Genomic DNA, 15,623 nt, shown 5'->3' with positions numbered 1-15,623 from the left:
ATCCTGCTAACTCGGTGTCCACGACCCGGGGTGAACCTCAGGATACCGTGGACGCTCGCTGTGGGCCCAGATTTGGGGGCCTTGCCAAAACCAAGGGATTCTGCCGCTCATGCTCGCAGCTGACCTGTGTTTTTCGCTGGTCGGCACACCGTTCGGTCAACGAGGACTCGACATCGCTTCGCTGTCGCAAGACTGTTGTCAAGCGCTTTGCTGGTGCCTGTGTCGGGCTCCGGAGGCACGCAAAGGGCCAAGCTCGCAGGCCTGGTGCCTGTGGCCGAAAGTCAGGATTTGAACCTGCGCTCCTCCGGTGCGCTGCCGGAGGGGCGCGGGTCTTTCACTGTGAAGGTTTGCTGCACGCAGCGGGCGAGAGGAAGGTTGTCTTGCGCTGCTCAGGTCAATGCGAGGGGATGGGGTTCTCCGGTCAGCGCGGCTAGCGCTGTGGCGATCTCTTCGATCGTCGCGGCGACATATGTCAATGTGTTGCCGGCCCGGTTGCCGACCGGGACGTGTCCTGCGTACCCGGCCGCTACCGCGTATCCGAAGTTGCGTTCGACCCACGTCAGTGTGGTGTATCGCAGCCAATGCGCGGTGACTCCGAGGTTTTTGACCCATGGCACGCTTTTGCCGGTTCTCTCCCACAGGAGATGGTAATAGTTATCGTCGATCGGCCTGCGGTTCGCGCGGCGCAGCAGCGGGGAGTCCGGATCCGCGTCGGGTGCTCGATGCTTGATATGGGCCAGCAGGCTGGCCATCAGGGTGGGGGAGACGGGCTGGTCGCGGACGCTGTTTCCCTTTTCGCGTAGCCGGACGGTCAATTGGGTCGTTTCGAGGTCGCGGGGCCGCAGCGCGATTGCTCCGCCGCGACGGCACGCGGTTTCGGTGTGCAGGCGCAGCACCAGGCTGTCGAGTGCTGGGTCACGACCTTCGGTGGAGACCGCATCGTTGATCTCCGCGAGTTGCGGGGGAGTGAGTGCGCGCCGATTGCGTGGCGGTCTAGCAGGTTTTTTGACGTTGCGGACGGGATTTTCGTGTGCGGAGACGAGGTTGTCTGCCATTGCGCACCGGTAGAAGAATCTGATGGCGTCGATGAAGTTGGAGCGCGCGCCTATTCCGCCGCGATACCCGCGGCCCGCGGCTGAACGTTGCTGGATTTTGATTGACAGGTTCACTATCTCGGTTGCTGTGGGCTCGTCGATGGGGCGCGCGGGCCATTCGTCGGCCAGCTTTTTCAGATAGATCTTCCAGGTCGCGGCGGAGCTGGGCGACGCTGCTTTCAGCGCGACAGGCACGTATTCGGCGAACGTCGGCATGACGCGGCCAGTTGAGTCCGCGTCCGCGAGATCGGTCGATGAGATGCCCATCGTGGCGAGAAGCGCTTTAGCGGCAGCGATAGTGTCGGTGGAGATGTTTTCTGTCGCCATCATTCTCCTCCGGAGATGATGCACTCGTGGGTTTCGGACAGCACCTGTTCCAGGAGCGGGAGGGTGTAGACCAGGAGTGCGTCTTCCTTTTGGCTGTGTGCCAGCAGGACTTGGTCGCCGGTGCGGAGCGCGCATCGGGAGCGCAGTCCGGCGGGGACCTGAACGCGAAGGCTGTGGCCCACCGTGACCGCTCCGTTGGGGTCCCGGCGGAAGAGCACCGCGGCTCCGCGCCAGACGGTGAGTGTCAGCGGAGTGCCTGGAGCCCAGCCGAGGGCTTTCAGCGCCGCTCGGGTAGCAAGTCGGCCGGAAGCGTCCATACTGGCTACGGAGTACGTCCAGGCCGCAGCGCTGTAGGTCGGCGACAGCGGAGCCATCGGCGGTGGAGCGGCATGCCCGGAGACGATGCGGGGCGAGTCCGGAGGGATGAGCGCGGCGGCCAGTGGCTCAGACATCCGACCACCTCCCGGTCGACACCGCTGCCTGGGCAGGCTGGCGGGACGGGCGGACCTGCCGCCGCGGGGGGCGGTTCGCTGCCCGTCGGAGAGTGGTCTCGGTCAGGTTGGGCGCTAGGGGATGTATCCCCGGAAAACTCGACTTAGCGCTCGCTCAGTGAACTGGCCCGGTCAGGACTCCGGCGGTTCGGCCGGGCCGTGATGGCGTCCGGTCAGCGCGGACCGGAGGAGGAAGACCACGCCGAGTCCCACAAGCCGCCGACTGGGTACACCGCGTCCTGGTCCAGCCAGGCGGTTTTGTGCTCGTGCGCCACAGAGCCGAGGAACGCGAAGCCGCCGATGAAGCGGGCCAAGGCGACGAAGGACCGCCCTTTGCGGGGCACGGATTCACCCGTCCTTGAGCCCGAGCGAAAGCCGGGCCTGCGCCGTCCACGCGGCCAGGAAGGCTTCCTCGCCCACGTCGCCCGGCGTGTGCCCGACGAGGGCGTCCAGGATCGGGTAGTAGGTCAGCGCAGCCAGCAAGACCGATGCGGTGGCTTCGGGGTCCTCGACCTGGAAGTCGCCGCGTCGCACGCCGGAGGCGATCCATTCCGTCGCGGCTGTGTAGACCGAGCCGAGCACGCCGTGCCACATTTGTTCCCGCAGGTCGGGGAACGGTTCCAGTTCGCGGAACATGATGCGCAGAGCTGCGCGGTCCTGGCGCATGCTGTCCCAAACCAGCCGCGCGATCACTGGAAGTGCCTTCTCCGGTGCTTCGGGCAGCGCTATTGCTTGCCTGCTTCGGTCGCTGATCCCCGCGAGGTGTTGCTGCACGATCTCCTCCAGCAGCGCCCGCTTGGAGGGGAAGTGTTTGTACAGCGCCCCGGAGCCGGGGTTGAGGCCGCAAGCTCGCTGGACGTCGGCGGTCGAGGTTTTGTCGAAACCCCTTTCCGCGAACAGCCGGGTGGCCGCTTCGACCAGGTGCTGCCTCGTCACGCCGGGAGTTGAACGCGCCATAGTGAGAGAGTACTCTCTTTCCAATGATCGAGGTTCAGGTGACTGAGACGATCAACTGCCCGGCGGAGCGCGTGCTCGAGTTCGTGATGGATCCCCGTGCCTATGCGGCGGTCGACCGCAAGATCGGTGCGATCGAATGGGTGCGGCGCGCCGGGGACGTCACCGAATTTCGTTTCGGCAGCAGGCTTCCGGGCATTCCCGGCCCTGCTGCCAAGGTGGTTTCGCGGATGACCCGCACCCCGGGCGAGCGGGTGGACGTGCGATTGCCGCCGATCCCGGCGAATCGGCTGGCCAATCTCGTTTCCGAGTTCAGCGCCAGCTGGGTGTGCGCGGCCTCGGGCGAGCGCACTGCGGTTACCCGGACTGTGCGATGCGGGTTCAAGGGGCCGTTGAAGTGGTTCGCGGAGCCGGTTTTGCGCCGGACACTGCGGCCGGACGTCGAGGACGAGATGCGGCAGGCCAAGGCGGCGCTTGAGTCGTCCGGAGAGATGCCGCCGGTGATTGACTCGCGCGGCGGTGGGTAATCAGTGATCGTGACTGCTTCCCCCATCGCCGTCCTCGACATCGACGGGACGCTCGTCGATTCGAACTACCACCACGCTCTCGCCTGGTACCGGGCGTTGCGGTCGGTGGGCGAGGTGTATCCGGTGTGGCGGCTGCACCGGCTGATCGGGATGGGCGGGGACCAGCTCGTCGCCGCGGTCGGCGGGGAGGGGCTGGAGCGCCGGGCGGGCGATCGGGCCCGGGAGCAGCAGGGCAAGGAGGTCGACGCGCTGCTCGAGGAGATGGCGCCGTTGCCGGGCGCGCGCGATCTGCTCGTGGCCCTCAAGGAGCGCGGCCACCGGGTGGTGCTCGCCAGTTCGGCTCAGCAGCGTCACGCGGATGTCTTTCTCGACAAGCTCGACGCGCGCGACCTCGTCGACGACTGGACCACCAGTGCCGACGTCGAGGCCTCCAAACCGGCCCCGGATCTGCTGCAGGCGGCGTTGAAGAAGCTGGGCGCCCCGTCCGACGCGTCCGCAGTGATGGTCGGCGACTCGGTGTGGGATGTCGAAGCGGCGAAACGAGCCGGGATGCCCGCGATCGTCGTCCGCTCCGGTGGCTTCGGCGACGACGAACTCCGGGAGGCCGGTGCCGTCGCCCTCTATGACACGCCGGGGGATCTCGCGAAGGCTCTGGACGACACTCCGCTCGCTTGAGTGGAGCGCCGGAAGCGGTCAGCAGACCATCTACGCAGCGGGGCGTTCGACGGCTAGGCCGATGCCGAACGCCGCGAGGATCGCGCCGCCCGTCCGGAGAATTGCGCGGACCACTCGTGCGTTGCGCAGCATCCTGGCAGCGGCGCTGAAAACGAGGGCGTAGCTGGTGAGGGAGAGGAAGCCGATCACCGCGAACGCCGCTCCGAGGACCAGCGTGTCGACGGGTCGCGCGCCGTGGTGGAGGAATTGGGGGATGACGCTGGTGAAGACGATGACGGTCTTGGGATTGGACAAGTCGCTGAGAAGTCCTTCCCGGAACGCGCGCCATCCGCTGCGCGGCCTGCCGGTGGTCAGCGCCGCCAAGTCCGGCCCGGAGCGGGTCAGCAGGAGTTTGCCGCCCAGGAAGATCAGGTAGGCGGCGCCCAGGTACCGGACCACGTCGAACGCCACCTGCGAGGACACCAGCAGTGCGGTCAGTCCGGCGACGGACGCGCCTGCCCAGACCAGGTCGGCTGTCAGCACTCCCAGCGCGGTCAGCAGGGCCGGACCCCGGCCGCGAGCGATCGCGCTCTTGAGGATCAGCATGACCGCGGGTCCGGGAATGAGGACCAGGAGGACGGACAGGGCCGAGAAAGCCGCAATCGAAGACATGGGGACATTGTTGCCCTAGTCCTGTCGATTCAGATCCGGTTCACCCGCCCCGCCCATCTGAGCGGCACCCGCGCGCCAGTTGCCCGGAAGTCCGTTCCGGAGTGAACGAACGGAGCAGTCGCGGCGACAGGTTTCGGACAAAACGTGGGCCGCCGCTGGACCGGCTTCGCGCAGCCTCCGCACACTCGGCCGACAGTGGGTTTCTTTCCCCCGGCCTTCGAGGAGTTCCGATGCGTCGAAGAATCACCCTCAGCCTCACCGGTGCGGCCGTTCTCGCGGCGAGTCTCACCGCCGTGGTCGCGCCCGCCGCCCAGGCGTCGCCCGGACTGATCTCGGCCATGCAACGGGATCTCGGCCTTAGCGCCGCACAAGCGCAGACCCGGCTCCGGCAGGAGTTGACCGCGTCGAAGCAGATGTCCGCGGCCCAGAAGGCGGCTGGAACGGCCTTCGGCGGGGCCTGGTTCGACCCGGCGCGCGGCAAGCTGGTCGTCGGCGTGACGGACCCGGCCGTGGCCGACGCCGTTCACCGGACTGGCGCGGAAACTGTTCCGGCAAAGGTCACCGCCGCGGCGCTGGACGCGGCGAAGACGGCCATCGACACCGCCGCGAAAGCGAAACGAGCCCCGGCCTCGGTCAGCGGCTGGCACGCGGATCCCCGCAGCGGCAGTGTGGTCGTCACCCTCCAGCCAGGCGCGCACGGTCCGGACGTCGACGCCTTCCTCGCGCGAGCCCGTGCAGCAGGCCCGGTGACCGTGGCGTCCGGCGCCCGGCCGCAGACCTTCTCGGCAGGCACCGTCGGCGGGGATCCCTACTACATCAACGGAAACACCCGCTGCTCCATCGGTTTCTCGGTGCACGGCGGATTTGTCAGCGCCGGGCACTGCGGCAGCAAGGGCAGCTCCGTCGTCGGCTGGGACAACTCGGCGATGGGCACGTTCGCCGGATCTTCCTTCCCCGGCAACGACTACTCCTACATCACCATCGGCAACGGCTGGTGGACCGCCCCCGTCGTGCTCGGCTGGGGCACGGTCAGCGACGTGATCGTCCGCGGGTCGGCGGTCGCGCCTGCCGGTTCGTCGATCTGCCGCTCCGGCTCGACCTCGCATTGGCACTGCGGCACCGTGCTGGGATTGAACGAGACCATCAACTACGCCCAGGGCGCGGTTTACCAGGCGACGCACACCAACGCGTGCGCGGAACCGGGCGACTCCGGCGGCTCGTTCATCACCGGCGACCAAGCCCAGGGCGTCACCTCGGGCGGCTTCGGCAACTGCAGCACCGGCGGCGAGACCTGGTTCCAGCCGGTGAACGAGATCCTGCAGACCTACGGCCTGTCGCTCGTCACCGGGTGACCCGTCCGGGCTGCGGCACCGGCCTCTTCCGAGACCGGTGCCGCAGCCCGGCGCCGACCGCGCCCGGGTCAGCTGCCGGTGGTCGCGAGTTCTTCCGCAGCCGGGGCCGGGGGAGCGGTCACGCGGGACCGGGAGCCCAGCAAGACGTACGCGGCTCCGACGAGAAGCCCGCCGCCGACCAGGTTTCCCAGTCCGACGAACAGCAGGTTGCGGCCGAACGCGCCGATCGTCGCGCCGGGCACGCCGTCCAGGAGGCCGAGGGTGTAGGTCGTCATGTTGGCGACCACGTGCTCGAATCCGGAGCTGACGAACGCGAGCAGGCACCAGAAGATCAGCGCCAGCTTCGCGCCGTCCGACTTCGTGCGCGCGGCCATCCACACGGCGAGGCAGACCAGGAAGTTGCACAGCACGCCGCGGAAGAACAGCGCACTCGCCGATTCCGCGGTTTTCGCTTTGACCAGGCTCGCGAGCAGAGCCGCGCCCGGACCGGGGTGCCCGGCGGAGCCGCCTACGGACAGCACTCCGCCCTCGTGCACGAGCCAGGCGAAGACGAGCGAACCGAGCAGGTTGCCGACGAACGACACCACGATCACCGCCGCGGCCGCACCGGCGCCGCGTCGCCGGACGAGCGCGCCCTGCACCATCGTCATCATGTTCCCGGTGGACAATTCGGCGCCGGCGAACACCACGGCGGTCAGCGCGATCCCGAACACCAAGCCCTGCACCGTTTTCGTCCACGGCGAATTCGCCGCGTTGAGAGGTCCGGTCGCGGACAGCAGCAGCACGACCGCCACGCCGATGAACGCCCCGGCGAGCATCGAGCTCACCAGGTAGCGGCCGGGGCGGCGCAGGTCCTCGATCTTTCCGTCGGCGACGTCCGCCTGCAGGTCGAGAGCTTCGGATACGGGAATCGGCATGGCGCGGGCCTTCCGGGCCGGGGGCGGGTACCCCGGCATTCGACCCCGCGCACTCTGCGTGCGGGTAGCGTCGTGATCAGCATCTGGTGTCCGAGTGCGCACAGCCCGCGGCGGCCGCGGTGAATTGCCCCGTCCGGTGCATAACGGGGCATAACGGGCATCAGCTCGATCGCGCCGGGATGGAAAACGCGAGATGCCGCCCCCGGGAAGGGGACGGCATCTCGGTGCGGGGCAAGGAACTCAGCCGAAAACGAACCAGAAGAAGGTCGTCGCGGCGGACTTCCCGGAGGCGTCAGTGACCGTGACGGTCACCTGCCTGCTGTCGGCGCGCGTCGGCGTTCCGGACACGACTCCGGTCGCCGGGTCGAGCGTCAAGCCCGGGGCGAGGGCGGTCGACGACCACCGGTACGGGCTGGTGCCGCCGGAGGCCTTCAGCTGCAGGTTCACCGCTTTGCCGGTCCAGCTGTCCTGGTTGCCCGGGGCCGCGAGCATCAGGGCCGAGGGCTGCCCGCCGGTGACGGTCAGCTGGTAGTGCGTCGTCTGCGTCGATTTCGGGCTCTTGCCGGAGATCGTGACGTCGTACGTTCCGGCCGGAGTGCTCGCGCTCGTGGCGATCGTGAGCGTGGAGCGGCCGCCGAGGTCGACGCTCGCCGGGCTGAACGTCGCCGTCGCGCCCGAGGGCAGTCCGGCGGCGGTCAGGCTGATCGACCCGGTCGGCGGCGGCGGGTTGTCGCCGCCCGGCAGCTGCGGGGCGAGGTCCGCGGCGTAGGTGGAGACCCGGGCGTAGACGGCGTACCAGTCGCACGAGGTGGACATCCACGAGAACACCCCGACGACCGTGTTGCCGACCAGGTACGGTCCGCCGCTGTCGCCGACGCACGCGCCGGCGTGGTGGTCGGCGTATCCGGTGCAGAGCATCGCCGGGGTCTTGTACTCCTCCTGCCCGTGGGGATCGGTGAACCGGCCCTTGCAGGCGCTGTCTTCGGCGACCGGCACGTCGGCCTGGCGCAGGACGGTGCTGTAGGTGTTCGCGCCGGTTTCGCCCCAGCCGATCGAAACGCCCTTGGTGCCGGGCGCGTCGAGGCTCGGGTCGGTGTTGAGCTTCGGGTACGTGATCCCGGCGGGGACCGGCATGTCCTTGTCGAGGGTCACGACCGCGACGTCCGCGCCGATGCTCCAGTCCGTGTAGTCCGGATGGACCCACTGCGAGGCGATTTCGGCGGTGGTGCCGGTGTTCTGCGTGAGGTCGTCGTCGCCGTAGACGAACCACTTGTGACCGGGCTTCTCCAGCAGGCAATGCGCGGCGAGCAGCACGGTGTGCGATCCGAACAGCGTGCCGGTGCAGGACTGCTGTCCGGGGAAGGCCGAACCTTCGCGGCGCATCGAGATAATGAACGGATGATCCGCCGTCGTGGTCGGAGTACCGCCTACGACGCTTGGCGAAGCAGCGGAGGGCGCGTTAGCGGTGACGGTCGTGCTCGCCGAACTGCCCGCGGCGACGCTGCCGGAGGACGGCGAGGCGGACAGCGTGAAGTCCTGCGCCGGAGGCGGGGTGTCGCCGCCGGTCAGCTTCGAGGCCAGCGCGTCGGCCTTCGGGGAACCCCAGCCGGTGCACAGGTCGTAGCCGGTGCCCGCGTTGTAGGTGCCGTTGCCGCCCGAGGTGACGTCGTGGAACGTCGAGGCGTAGTCCGCCGAACCGGCGATCCGGTACAGGCTCGGGTTGAGCTGGCCGAGCCGGGATTTGCCGCCGCTGAGGGATTTCTGGTTCAGCATCGCCGCGTAGCCCGCCCAAAGCGGGGACGAGAGGCTGGTGCCGCCGACGTCGAGCCAGCCGCCGTTCATGTACACCGACAACGCGCCAGCGCCGTAGTCGGCGACCATCGAAACGTCCGGAACCGAGCGGTACTGGTTGGTGCCGGGCTGCCAGTCCGGGCGCGAGTAGATCTTCGAATACCCGCCCCCTGACCGGGTATTGCCGCTGCCGCCCTGGTTCCAGCACGATTCCGACTGCCACGTGCCCGCGCTGTCGGACGTCCGCAGCTGGGTGCCGCCGACGCCGGTGAACAGCGGGTCGCTCGCCGGGTAGTCGGCCTGGATCGTCTTGTTGTCGCCCTGGTAGCCGCAGCCGGTGCCGCCCCAGTCGCCGGACGCGGAGAACATCGTGACGCCCTGCGCGGCGAGTTGGGTGTAGGAATCGTGCGAGGCCGCGATCGGGCTGGATTCGCAGAGTTCGCCGTTGAGCCACGATCCGGAAAGGACGGTGATCTTGTTGTCCGACGCGATCTGCGCCATTTCGTGCACCCACGCCTGGTCGGAGTTCGGCGCGGAGTAGACGACCTGCTTGGCCTTCGGCGCGGTCGCCGCGACGGCCTGGACGTCGAGCGTGACTTCCATCTGGTCGCCGCCCGGATTCGGGACCCCGCCGTCCACCTTGACGACTTCCGGCGTGACCGCGGGTTGCTTGAAGTACTGCGTCCAGGCGTCGATGTCGGGCTGCTTGAACGTGTCGAACTCGATCAGCCCGACCGTTTCGCCGGAACCGTCGTAGCTGCCGGAGACGCCGGTCATGCTGTAGGCGGTGCGCAGCTGCGCCGGGGTGTAGCCGCCGCCGGGACCGGACGGGCCCGCCGGTGCGCTTGCCCGGTGCGCGGCGGGCCGGTTCGTCAGGCCGGTGACCCCGCGGACGACGGCTGCGATGTCCGAGGGGACCGCGGTTGCCTTGGTAGCGTTGAAAAACCGCTCGCCCTTGGCGGACCGGAAGCCGGAAAGCGAGGTGCTGAACGCGTTTTCCACTTCCGCGGGCGTGCCGGACGCGGTGACGACCTGGCGGTTGCCGGTGACGTCGTCGATGCGCAATCCCTTGCCGGTCAAGTACTTCCGCACCTGGCTGACCGCGCTGGCGGTGGGACCGAACCGGTCGGTGTATTCGGCGGCGCTCAAATAGTGGTGGTACAGCGGGGATTTCGGGTCGGCCGTGTCGGCGACGTACCGCTCGGCTCCCGCCGCGTCGCGAGGCTTGAGCGCGACGGACACGGTGACTTGGCCGGGCAGAGCGGAACTGTCCGCCGTAGCGCCCGCGGGGACAGCGGGGGCGTTGTTCAGCGGGACCAACGGCTGGGCCGCGGTGGCTGTCGGCGGGGAAAGTGCCGCTGTCGTCAGGAAAGCGGCTACGAGGAGAGCTGGACTTCGCATGTGCTGCTCCGGAGTTGTGAGGAGGAATACAGCACTGCGCACGGTAAGAACCGCGTTCCGGCCTCTGCCACGAAAAGTGGAAACCGCGCCGCGCAGCCGGGGTATCCCCAGCTCAGCGGGCTGTGTTCACAGAATTGCTACCAGGTCCACTCGACGCCGATGATCCCGGCGCCGACGTCCCGCGCCGCCAGCGTCACCGCGCCGCTGCCTGCCGCGCGCAGTTCTTCCACTTTTCGGCGGGGTGCGGCGAGGTCGCGTTGTTCGAAACGGCGAACGCTTTCCGGAATGTCCGAGCCGAATTGCACCCGGCAGGTGTACAGGGGAGCGGGCCGGGTGAGCCTGCGGTGGTATCCCTGCACCGGGCGGCCGTGCGGGAACACGAATTCGTACTCCACCGCCGCGACCTCCCCGGCCCGCAGTTCCCGGTCGAAGAACAGCTCCGCGATCAGGAGCCCGCTGACCGCGTCGACCCGGGTCCGGCCCGCGCGGCAGCAGTGCCCGGCGGCGAAGCGCGGAGGCTGCCGCGCGCGGTCTTCGGTCTGGTAGTAGGCGGCCATCCGGACGACGCCGTCCACGGCGGCCTCGGCCACCACGCGCACCCTGAGCAGGCGTTCCTGCCGGTCGTCGTCCACGAGAAGTTCGTCGTGCACCGACCGCAGCCGCACCTGGTCCTCCGGCGGCAGGTCGAATTCGAGCGACGAGGGCCGCACCGACGGCCACAGCCGGCGCCGTTCGAGCAGGGGCGTCCGCTGCGGGCGGGAACCCTGGCGGTCCTGCGGCCCGAGCAGCGACGTGAGGCGGCCCGCGCCGAGGCCGAGCACCTGCTCGAGTTCGACGACCGCGTGCAGCGACGTCTCGCGGCCCGGCAGCGACCGGCCGGTCCGCCAGTACGCCAGTGCGCTGCGCGACACCGTCACCCCGCGGGCCGCCAGGTGCTCGCGCAGCCGGTCCAGGGTGAGCCCGGCGCCGCTGATGGCGGCGTCCAAGGCGTCGGCGAACGAGGGCACGACGTCCACTGTGGTGCGCCGGTATCCGCCGGACCAGCGTCGTTCGTCGGATACCGGGGGGTAACTGCGGACTTTCGGAGGTTCCGGAACGCCCGCCAGTGAGATCATCCTGGAAACGTGACTCGGCCTTCCGCGGGCTCGTTCGCGGTCACGCTGGACACCGCGATCGAGGAATCCGGACTGTCGCTCGACCGGCTCCAGCACCACCTCGCCGCGCGCGGGGTGCGGCTTTCGCGCTCGGCGCTGTCCTACTGGCGCCGCGGCCGGTCGCAACCGGAACGCGAGACGTCGATCGCCGCCGTCGCGCAGCTGGAATCCGTGCTGAGCCTCGAACCCGGGACGCTCACGTCCAGGCTCGGCCCGAAGGCACCGCGCGGGCGCTGGCTCGGCGAACCCGCCTGCCGGATCGAGCGCCGCCGGCTGTGGCCGCAGCTGCGGGCATTCTCCGCCGAGCTGAAACCGCCGCCGGACGGGCAGCTGTCGTTCTGGTCGATCCACGACCGGATGCTGCTCGACGAGCACGGCGGCGAGCGCGCGCTGCAGGTCCGGATGGTCGCCGAGGCCGCCGTCGACGGCGTGGACCGCCTGATGGCCTACTACCAGGCCGACTCGTTCCTGACCGCCGACCCGGTTTACCGCAGCGCGCGGTCGGCGCGGGTCGGCCGGGTCTGCGTCGACCGGGAAACCGGCATGATCGCGGGCGAACTGCGGCTGGAGCGGGCCCTGGCACTGGGCGAGGTGACGATCGTGGAGTACGAGGTCCGGTTCCCGCCGGGTCCGCCGATCGACCACTATCACCGCCGGTTCACCCGGCCCGTCGCGGAGTACGTCTGCCAGGTGAGCTTCGGACCGCGCGTCCCGCGTCGGGTCCGGTCGTTCGAGCAGCGCGGGCTCGGCGGTCCCGAACATCCCGGCAGCGCGCTGTCCGCCGGTGCGACGCACACGACGACGCTGGCGCTGCGCGACGTCCGGCCCGGCATCTACGGCACCGGATGGCAGTGGTGAGCAATTCTGTGAACGGGAAGCCCCGACCAGGGAAGACGATCAGCGGCGGACCAGTCGTCCACAAAGGTCTGGTTCGAAGGTGATCAGCGACTTACCGTCACGGCGCACTTACTCCCCGAAGCAAGAAAGGCCCTCCCCATGCGCCGATCCTCCCGTGCCGTACTCGCCCTCGCCGCCGCGGCCGCCTTCGCGGTCAGCGGAACCGGTACCGCCACTGCCTCCGCCTCCGCCTCCGCCTCCGCGGCGACCGCGTCCGCCGCTGCGTCGACGTCGATGGCCGCTCACTTCGGAACCGTCCCGGCCTCGTCGACGGCGGGCACCATCGGCGACATCTACCCCTCGAAGTGGCGCGACGTCCCGCAGGACTCGGTCGTCGACGACTGGAACATGTACAACCGCGAGTGCGTCTCGTGGGCGGCCTTCAACATCGCGCGCCACGGCGAAAGCGCGAACAACTACGGCGACGCGAAATACTGGGACGACAACGCCCGCAACCACGGCTACCGCGTCGACAACACCCCGACGGCGGGTTCGATCGCCCAGACCGACAACGGCACCTACGGCCACGTTGCCATCGTCGACAGCGTCCACAACGGGACGGTCACCGTCGAGGACTACAACTGGACCGGCGACGGCCACTACCTCGTGCACGACGTGAACGCTTCGTCGTTCCGCTACATCCACTTCTACAACTGATCCCGGAGTCCGACATGCGTTCGTTCAGCCGGAGATCCCTCCTGGCGACGACCACGGCGGCGGTCGCGGTCGCGCTGGTGCCGGGGGTGGCCGCGGCGGCTTGGCCGAGCGTCGCGGCCACCGCCCGCGACTACGAGAAGGACGGGCCGCACCAGCCCGTGAAAGCAGCTGGCGACAGCGCGCACACCCTCTATTACCCCGCTGACCTCGCTTCGAGCACCGCCAAACATCCGGTGCTGATCTGGGGCAACGGAACCGGCGCCACCGTCGACCAGTACGAGCTCCTGTTCACCCACCTCGCCACTTGGGGTTACGTAGTCGCGGCCGCGAACACCGGACAGTCCGGCTCCGGCATCGAGATGCTCGACGGGGCGAAGTACCTGATCGCCGAGAACTCCCGGCAGGGCAGCATTTTCCAGGACCGCATCGACACCGGCCACATCGCCGCTGCCGGGCACTCCCAGGGCGGCGGCGGTGCGATCGCGGCCGGTGCCGACCCGTTGGTCAAGACCACGATCCCGATCATGCCGGGGCCACAGGGCACCGTGGGCGCGTTGCACGGTCCGGCGTTCTTCGTGTCGGGGCAGGCGGACATCATCGTCCCGGCGCTCTATGTCCGCGCGCGTTTCGACGCGTGCGATCAGGTGCCTGCGGTCTACGGGCAGCTGCGCAGCGCCACGCACTTCTTGCAGGGCGACACGCGGTACCGGCTCGTCGGCGCGATCACCGCCTGGCTGCAGTATCACCTGACTGGCGACGAGGCAGCGAAGAGCGTGTTCTACGGCCCGAACCCCGGGCCGCAGCAGGACACCGCGGCGTGGTCGGATTTCGCGCGCAACAGCCGGGCCGTCAGTGCGTAGGGCGGTCGTCGCGGTTCTCGCGTTCACGGCCGCCGTTCTCGGGTGCCAACCGGCTGGTGCCGCAGAGTCGCCGACCTCGATGGCCGCGCTCGGCGACTCGATGACGCGGGCGTTCAACACCTGTCTGCTGCCGTGGACGGACTGCGTCCGCAATTCGTGGGCCACCGGCACTGACGTCGACAGCTACTACCAGCGGTTGCGGAAGCCGGACATCGCGAACCACAACTTCGCGCTGACCGGCGCCCGGATGAAGGACCTGCCGAGACAGGCGAAGGTCGCCGTCGCCAGCCGCGTCGACCTGGTCACCGTCCTGATGGGCAACAACGACGCCTGCAGCGGCGGCACCGACGTGGCGACGTTCGCGAACCAGTTCAAGGAGGCGATGACAACTCTGCAGGAAGGAGTGCCCGGCGCTCAAGTCAAGGTGGCGTCCATTCCGGACATTTACCAGCTCTGGGATGTCTTGCACACCAATAAATCCGCGGTCGCGAAGTGGGGCAGCTTCCACGAATGCGACGCACTGCTGGCAAACCCGACCTCGACCGCACCGGCCGACCAGCAGCGGCGCGACGCGTTCCGGCAGCGGATCGTCGACTACAACGCCCAGCTCGCCGCGGTCTGCGCCGAGTTCGCCCAGTGCCAGTTCGACGGCGGCGCGGGTTTCGCGGCTCGCTTCGATCCGAGCGATGTGTCCACTGTGGATTACTTCCACCCGAGCGCGAAAGGGCAGGCGTTGATCGCTGACGTCGCCTGGAAAGCCTTAGGCTCCTGATCGCCGGCAGCGGTGCCGCTCGCGGAGAGCGGCACCGTTTCCGCGTGTCCGGGACGCCGAGGAATTCCTAACGCTCCGTTGCAGACGCGGCCGAGTCCTCGGATGCCGTCCGAGCCGGAATCGCGTCGGCGAGCTCGTGCTCGCCGAGCCGTTCGGCGGCGAAGTCGAGAAGGGCGGAGGCGCGCGGAGTGAGCTTCATGTCCGCGGGCCAGATCCCCACTACGTGGGTCACCGTGACCGGGGGGTCGAGGGGCCGGATGACAACCGGTCGTCCCTCGATGCTCACGGGGAGCGCGTGGGGCCGGGACATGAGCAGCCCGTAGCCGAGTCCGCGGCCCACCAGTGCCTCGACGAGGCCGATCTGGGAGACCCTGGCTTCGATCTTGGGCTCCAGGCCGCGCGCGGTGAACGCGTCCGCCACGTTGCGGACTCCCGGTGTCGCGTCGTACTGGATGTAGGGCTCGTCGGCGAGATCCGCCAGGTCCACCGTTTCGGCCGCCGCGAGCCGATGCCCGGGAGGCAGGTGCGCCTCGAGTTCGGTCGCGTAGATCCTGCGGCGGCGGCATCCGGTCGGCAGCGACACGTCGTACACGAGGGCCACATCGAGTCGCCCTGCCTCGAGATCGGAGAGCAGTTCTTCGTTGGTGCCCACCGTGATCCCGATGCTCACGCCGGGATGGCGCTTGGGGAAGCCCTCGAGAAGCTCCGGCACCACGTTCGCGGCGAAGCTCGAGTAGCAGCCGAGCCGCACCGGACCCCGCAGCTCCTGTTCGCGCCCGGCGTTCAGGACGAGTTCGTGCGTGTCGGCCACGATCTGACGCGCCCGTCTGGCGAAATCCTGACCGGTCGGAGTGAGCGTGAGCCCTCTGGCCTTGCGCCGCACGCACAGCTGCTCGCCCACGGCGCTCTCGAGGCTCGACACGGCCTGCGACAGCGCGGATTCCGAGATGTGCAGGTGCGCCGCGGCCGCGCTGAGCGTGGGGAAGTTCGGCAGTGCCGCGAACAGTTCGAGTTGCCGCAGGCTCACCTCGGAGATGGCTGCCCTTCCCCTTCTTCAGTTCAACCGAATTACATCCTCACATTACCACGATTTACACGCAGAG

16 protein-coding genes are annotated in these 15,623 nt (G+C 68.8%); 7 read left to right on the top strand and 9 right to left on the bottom strand.

Going from position 1 to position 15,623, the window contains the following annotated elements:
- Positions 1-389 precede the first annotated feature (389 nt).
- The 4 genes from EIZ44_RS41015 to EIZ44_RS41005 form a co-directional block, all read right to left on the bottom strand.
- Positions 390-1,421, bottom strand: a complete 1,032-nt coding sequence (locus EIZ44_RS41015; RefSeq protein ID WP_134734256.1) for a tyrosine-type recombinase/integrase — start codon at positions 1,419-1,421, stop codon at positions 390-392.
- Positions 1,421-1,873 carry a hypothetical protein gene (locus EIZ44_RS41010; RefSeq protein ID WP_134734255.1) on the bottom strand — a complete coding sequence of 151 codons (453 nt, stop codon included), beginning with the start codon at positions 1,871-1,873 and terminating at the stop codon, positions 1,421-1,423. The genes EIZ44_RS41015 and EIZ44_RS41010 overlap by 1 nt, the downstream gene beginning before the upstream one ends.
- 212 nt (positions 1,874-2,085) lie before the next feature.
- The gene (locus EIZ44_RS45010; protein WP_167754435.1) at positions 2,086-2,256 is read right to left on the bottom strand and encodes a hypothetical protein; all 171 of its coding nucleotides are present in this window, start codon (positions 2,254-2,256) and stop codon (positions 2,086-2,088) included.
- A gap of 4 nt (positions 2,257-2,260) precedes the next feature.
- Positions 2,261-2,869, bottom strand: a complete 609-nt coding sequence (locus tag EIZ44_RS41005; RefSeq protein ID WP_167754434.1) for a TetR/AcrR family transcriptional regulator — start codon at positions 2,867-2,869, stop codon at positions 2,261-2,263.
- A gap of 23 nt (positions 2,870-2,892) precedes the next feature.
- Here EIZ44_RS41005 and EIZ44_RS41000 point away from each other — a divergent pair, with 23 nt between their 5' ends.
- Together EIZ44_RS41000 and EIZ44_RS40995 are read left to right on the top strand one after the other, a co-directional pair.
- Positions 2,893-3,393, top strand: a complete 501-nt coding sequence (locus EIZ44_RS41000) for an SRPBCC family protein (RefSeq protein WP_051729073.1) — start codon at positions 2,893-2,895, stop codon at positions 3,391-3,393.
- 9 nt (positions 3,394-3,402) lie between these two features.
- Positions 3,403-4,068, top strand: a complete 666-nt coding sequence (locus EIZ44_RS40995) for an HAD family hydrolase (protein ID WP_134734254.1) — start codon at positions 3,403-3,405, stop codon at positions 4,066-4,068.
- Between the two features lie 30 nt (positions 4,069-4,098).
- Here the strand turns inward: EIZ44_RS40995 and EIZ44_RS40990 are convergent, their stop codons facing one another.
- Complete coding sequence (locus tag EIZ44_RS40990) at positions 4,099-4,719, bottom strand: LysE family translocator (protein ID WP_134734253.1); 621 nt, start codon at positions 4,717-4,719, stop codon at positions 4,099-4,101.
- Positions 4,720-4,949: 230 nt separating this feature from the next.
- Between EIZ44_RS40990 and EIZ44_RS40985 the strand changes: the two genes are divergently transcribed.
- Positions 4,950-6,071, top strand: a complete 1,122-nt coding sequence (locus tag EIZ44_RS40985; RefSeq protein ID WP_134734252.1) for a S1 family peptidase — start codon at positions 4,950-4,952, stop codon at positions 6,069-6,071.
- A 68-nt stretch (positions 6,072-6,139) separates the two neighbouring features.
- On the opposite strand, the gene EIZ44_RS40980 is transcribed toward EIZ44_RS40985, so the two are convergent.
- The 3 genes from EIZ44_RS40980 to EIZ44_RS40970 all read right to left on the bottom strand — a co-directional run bounded on the left by EIZ44_RS40980 (position 6,140) and on the right by EIZ44_RS40970 (position 11,295).
- Positions 6,140-6,988: a formate/nitrite transporter family protein gene (locus EIZ44_RS40980; protein ID WP_134734251.1), complete on the bottom strand. Its 849-nt coding sequence runs from the start codon at positions 6,986-6,988 to the stop codon at positions 6,140-6,142.
- Between the two features lie 240 nt (positions 6,989-7,228).
- Entirely contained in the window at positions 7,229-10,180 is a 2,952-nt protein-coding gene (locus EIZ44_RS40975) for a trypsin-like serine protease (RefSeq protein WP_134734250.1), read from the bottom strand.
- Between the two features lie 137 nt (positions 10,181-10,317).
- Positions 10,318-11,295: a hypothetical protein gene (locus tag EIZ44_RS40970; RefSeq protein WP_051729075.1), complete on the bottom strand. Its 978-nt coding sequence runs from the start codon at positions 11,293-11,295 to the stop codon at positions 10,318-10,320.
- A 9-nt stretch (positions 11,296-11,304) separates the two neighbouring features.
- Between EIZ44_RS40970 and EIZ44_RS40965 the strand changes: the two genes are divergently transcribed.
- The 4 genes from EIZ44_RS40965 (at position 11,305) to EIZ44_RS40950 (ending at position 14,520) form a co-directional block, all read left to right on the top strand.
- Positions 11,305-12,192 (top strand): XRE family transcriptional regulator, encoded by an 888-nt coding sequence (locus tag EIZ44_RS40965; RefSeq protein WP_134734249.1) that lies wholly within the window; start codon positions 11,305-11,307, stop codon positions 12,190-12,192.
- A gap of 138 nt (positions 12,193-12,330) precedes the next feature.
- On the top strand, positions 12,331-12,888 hold the full coding sequence (locus tag EIZ44_RS40960; protein WP_134734248.1) for a CHAP domain-containing protein: 558 nt from the start codon (positions 12,331-12,333) through the stop codon (positions 12,886-12,888).
- A gap of 14 nt (positions 12,889-12,902) precedes the next feature.
- Entirely contained in the window at positions 12,903-13,748 is an 846-nt protein-coding gene (locus tag EIZ44_RS40955) for a poly(ethylene terephthalate) hydrolase family protein (protein WP_134734247.1), read from the top strand.
- A gap of 79 nt (positions 13,749-13,827) precedes the next feature.
- Entirely contained in the window at positions 13,828-14,520 is a 693-nt protein-coding gene (locus EIZ44_RS40950; RefSeq protein ID WP_051729076.1) for a GDSL-type esterase/lipase family protein, read from the top strand.
- 67 nt (positions 14,521-14,587) lie between these two features.
- Here EIZ44_RS40950 and EIZ44_RS40945 read toward each other — a convergent pair whose 3' ends face one another.
- A complete protein-coding gene (locus EIZ44_RS40945) occupies positions 14,588-15,547 on the bottom strand; it encodes a LysR family transcriptional regulator (RefSeq protein WP_199817747.1) in 960 nt (319 codons plus the stop codon).
- Positions 15,548-15,623 lie beyond the last annotated feature (76 nt).

It is taken from the genome of Amycolatopsis nivea (genome assembly GCF_004522235.1).
In the GTDB taxonomy this organism is placed as follows: domain Bacteria; phylum Actinomycetota; class Actinomycetes; order Mycobacteriales; family Pseudonocardiaceae; genus Amycolatopsis; species Amycolatopsis nivea.
This window is presented reverse-complemented; position numbering and strand designations above follow the sequence as displayed.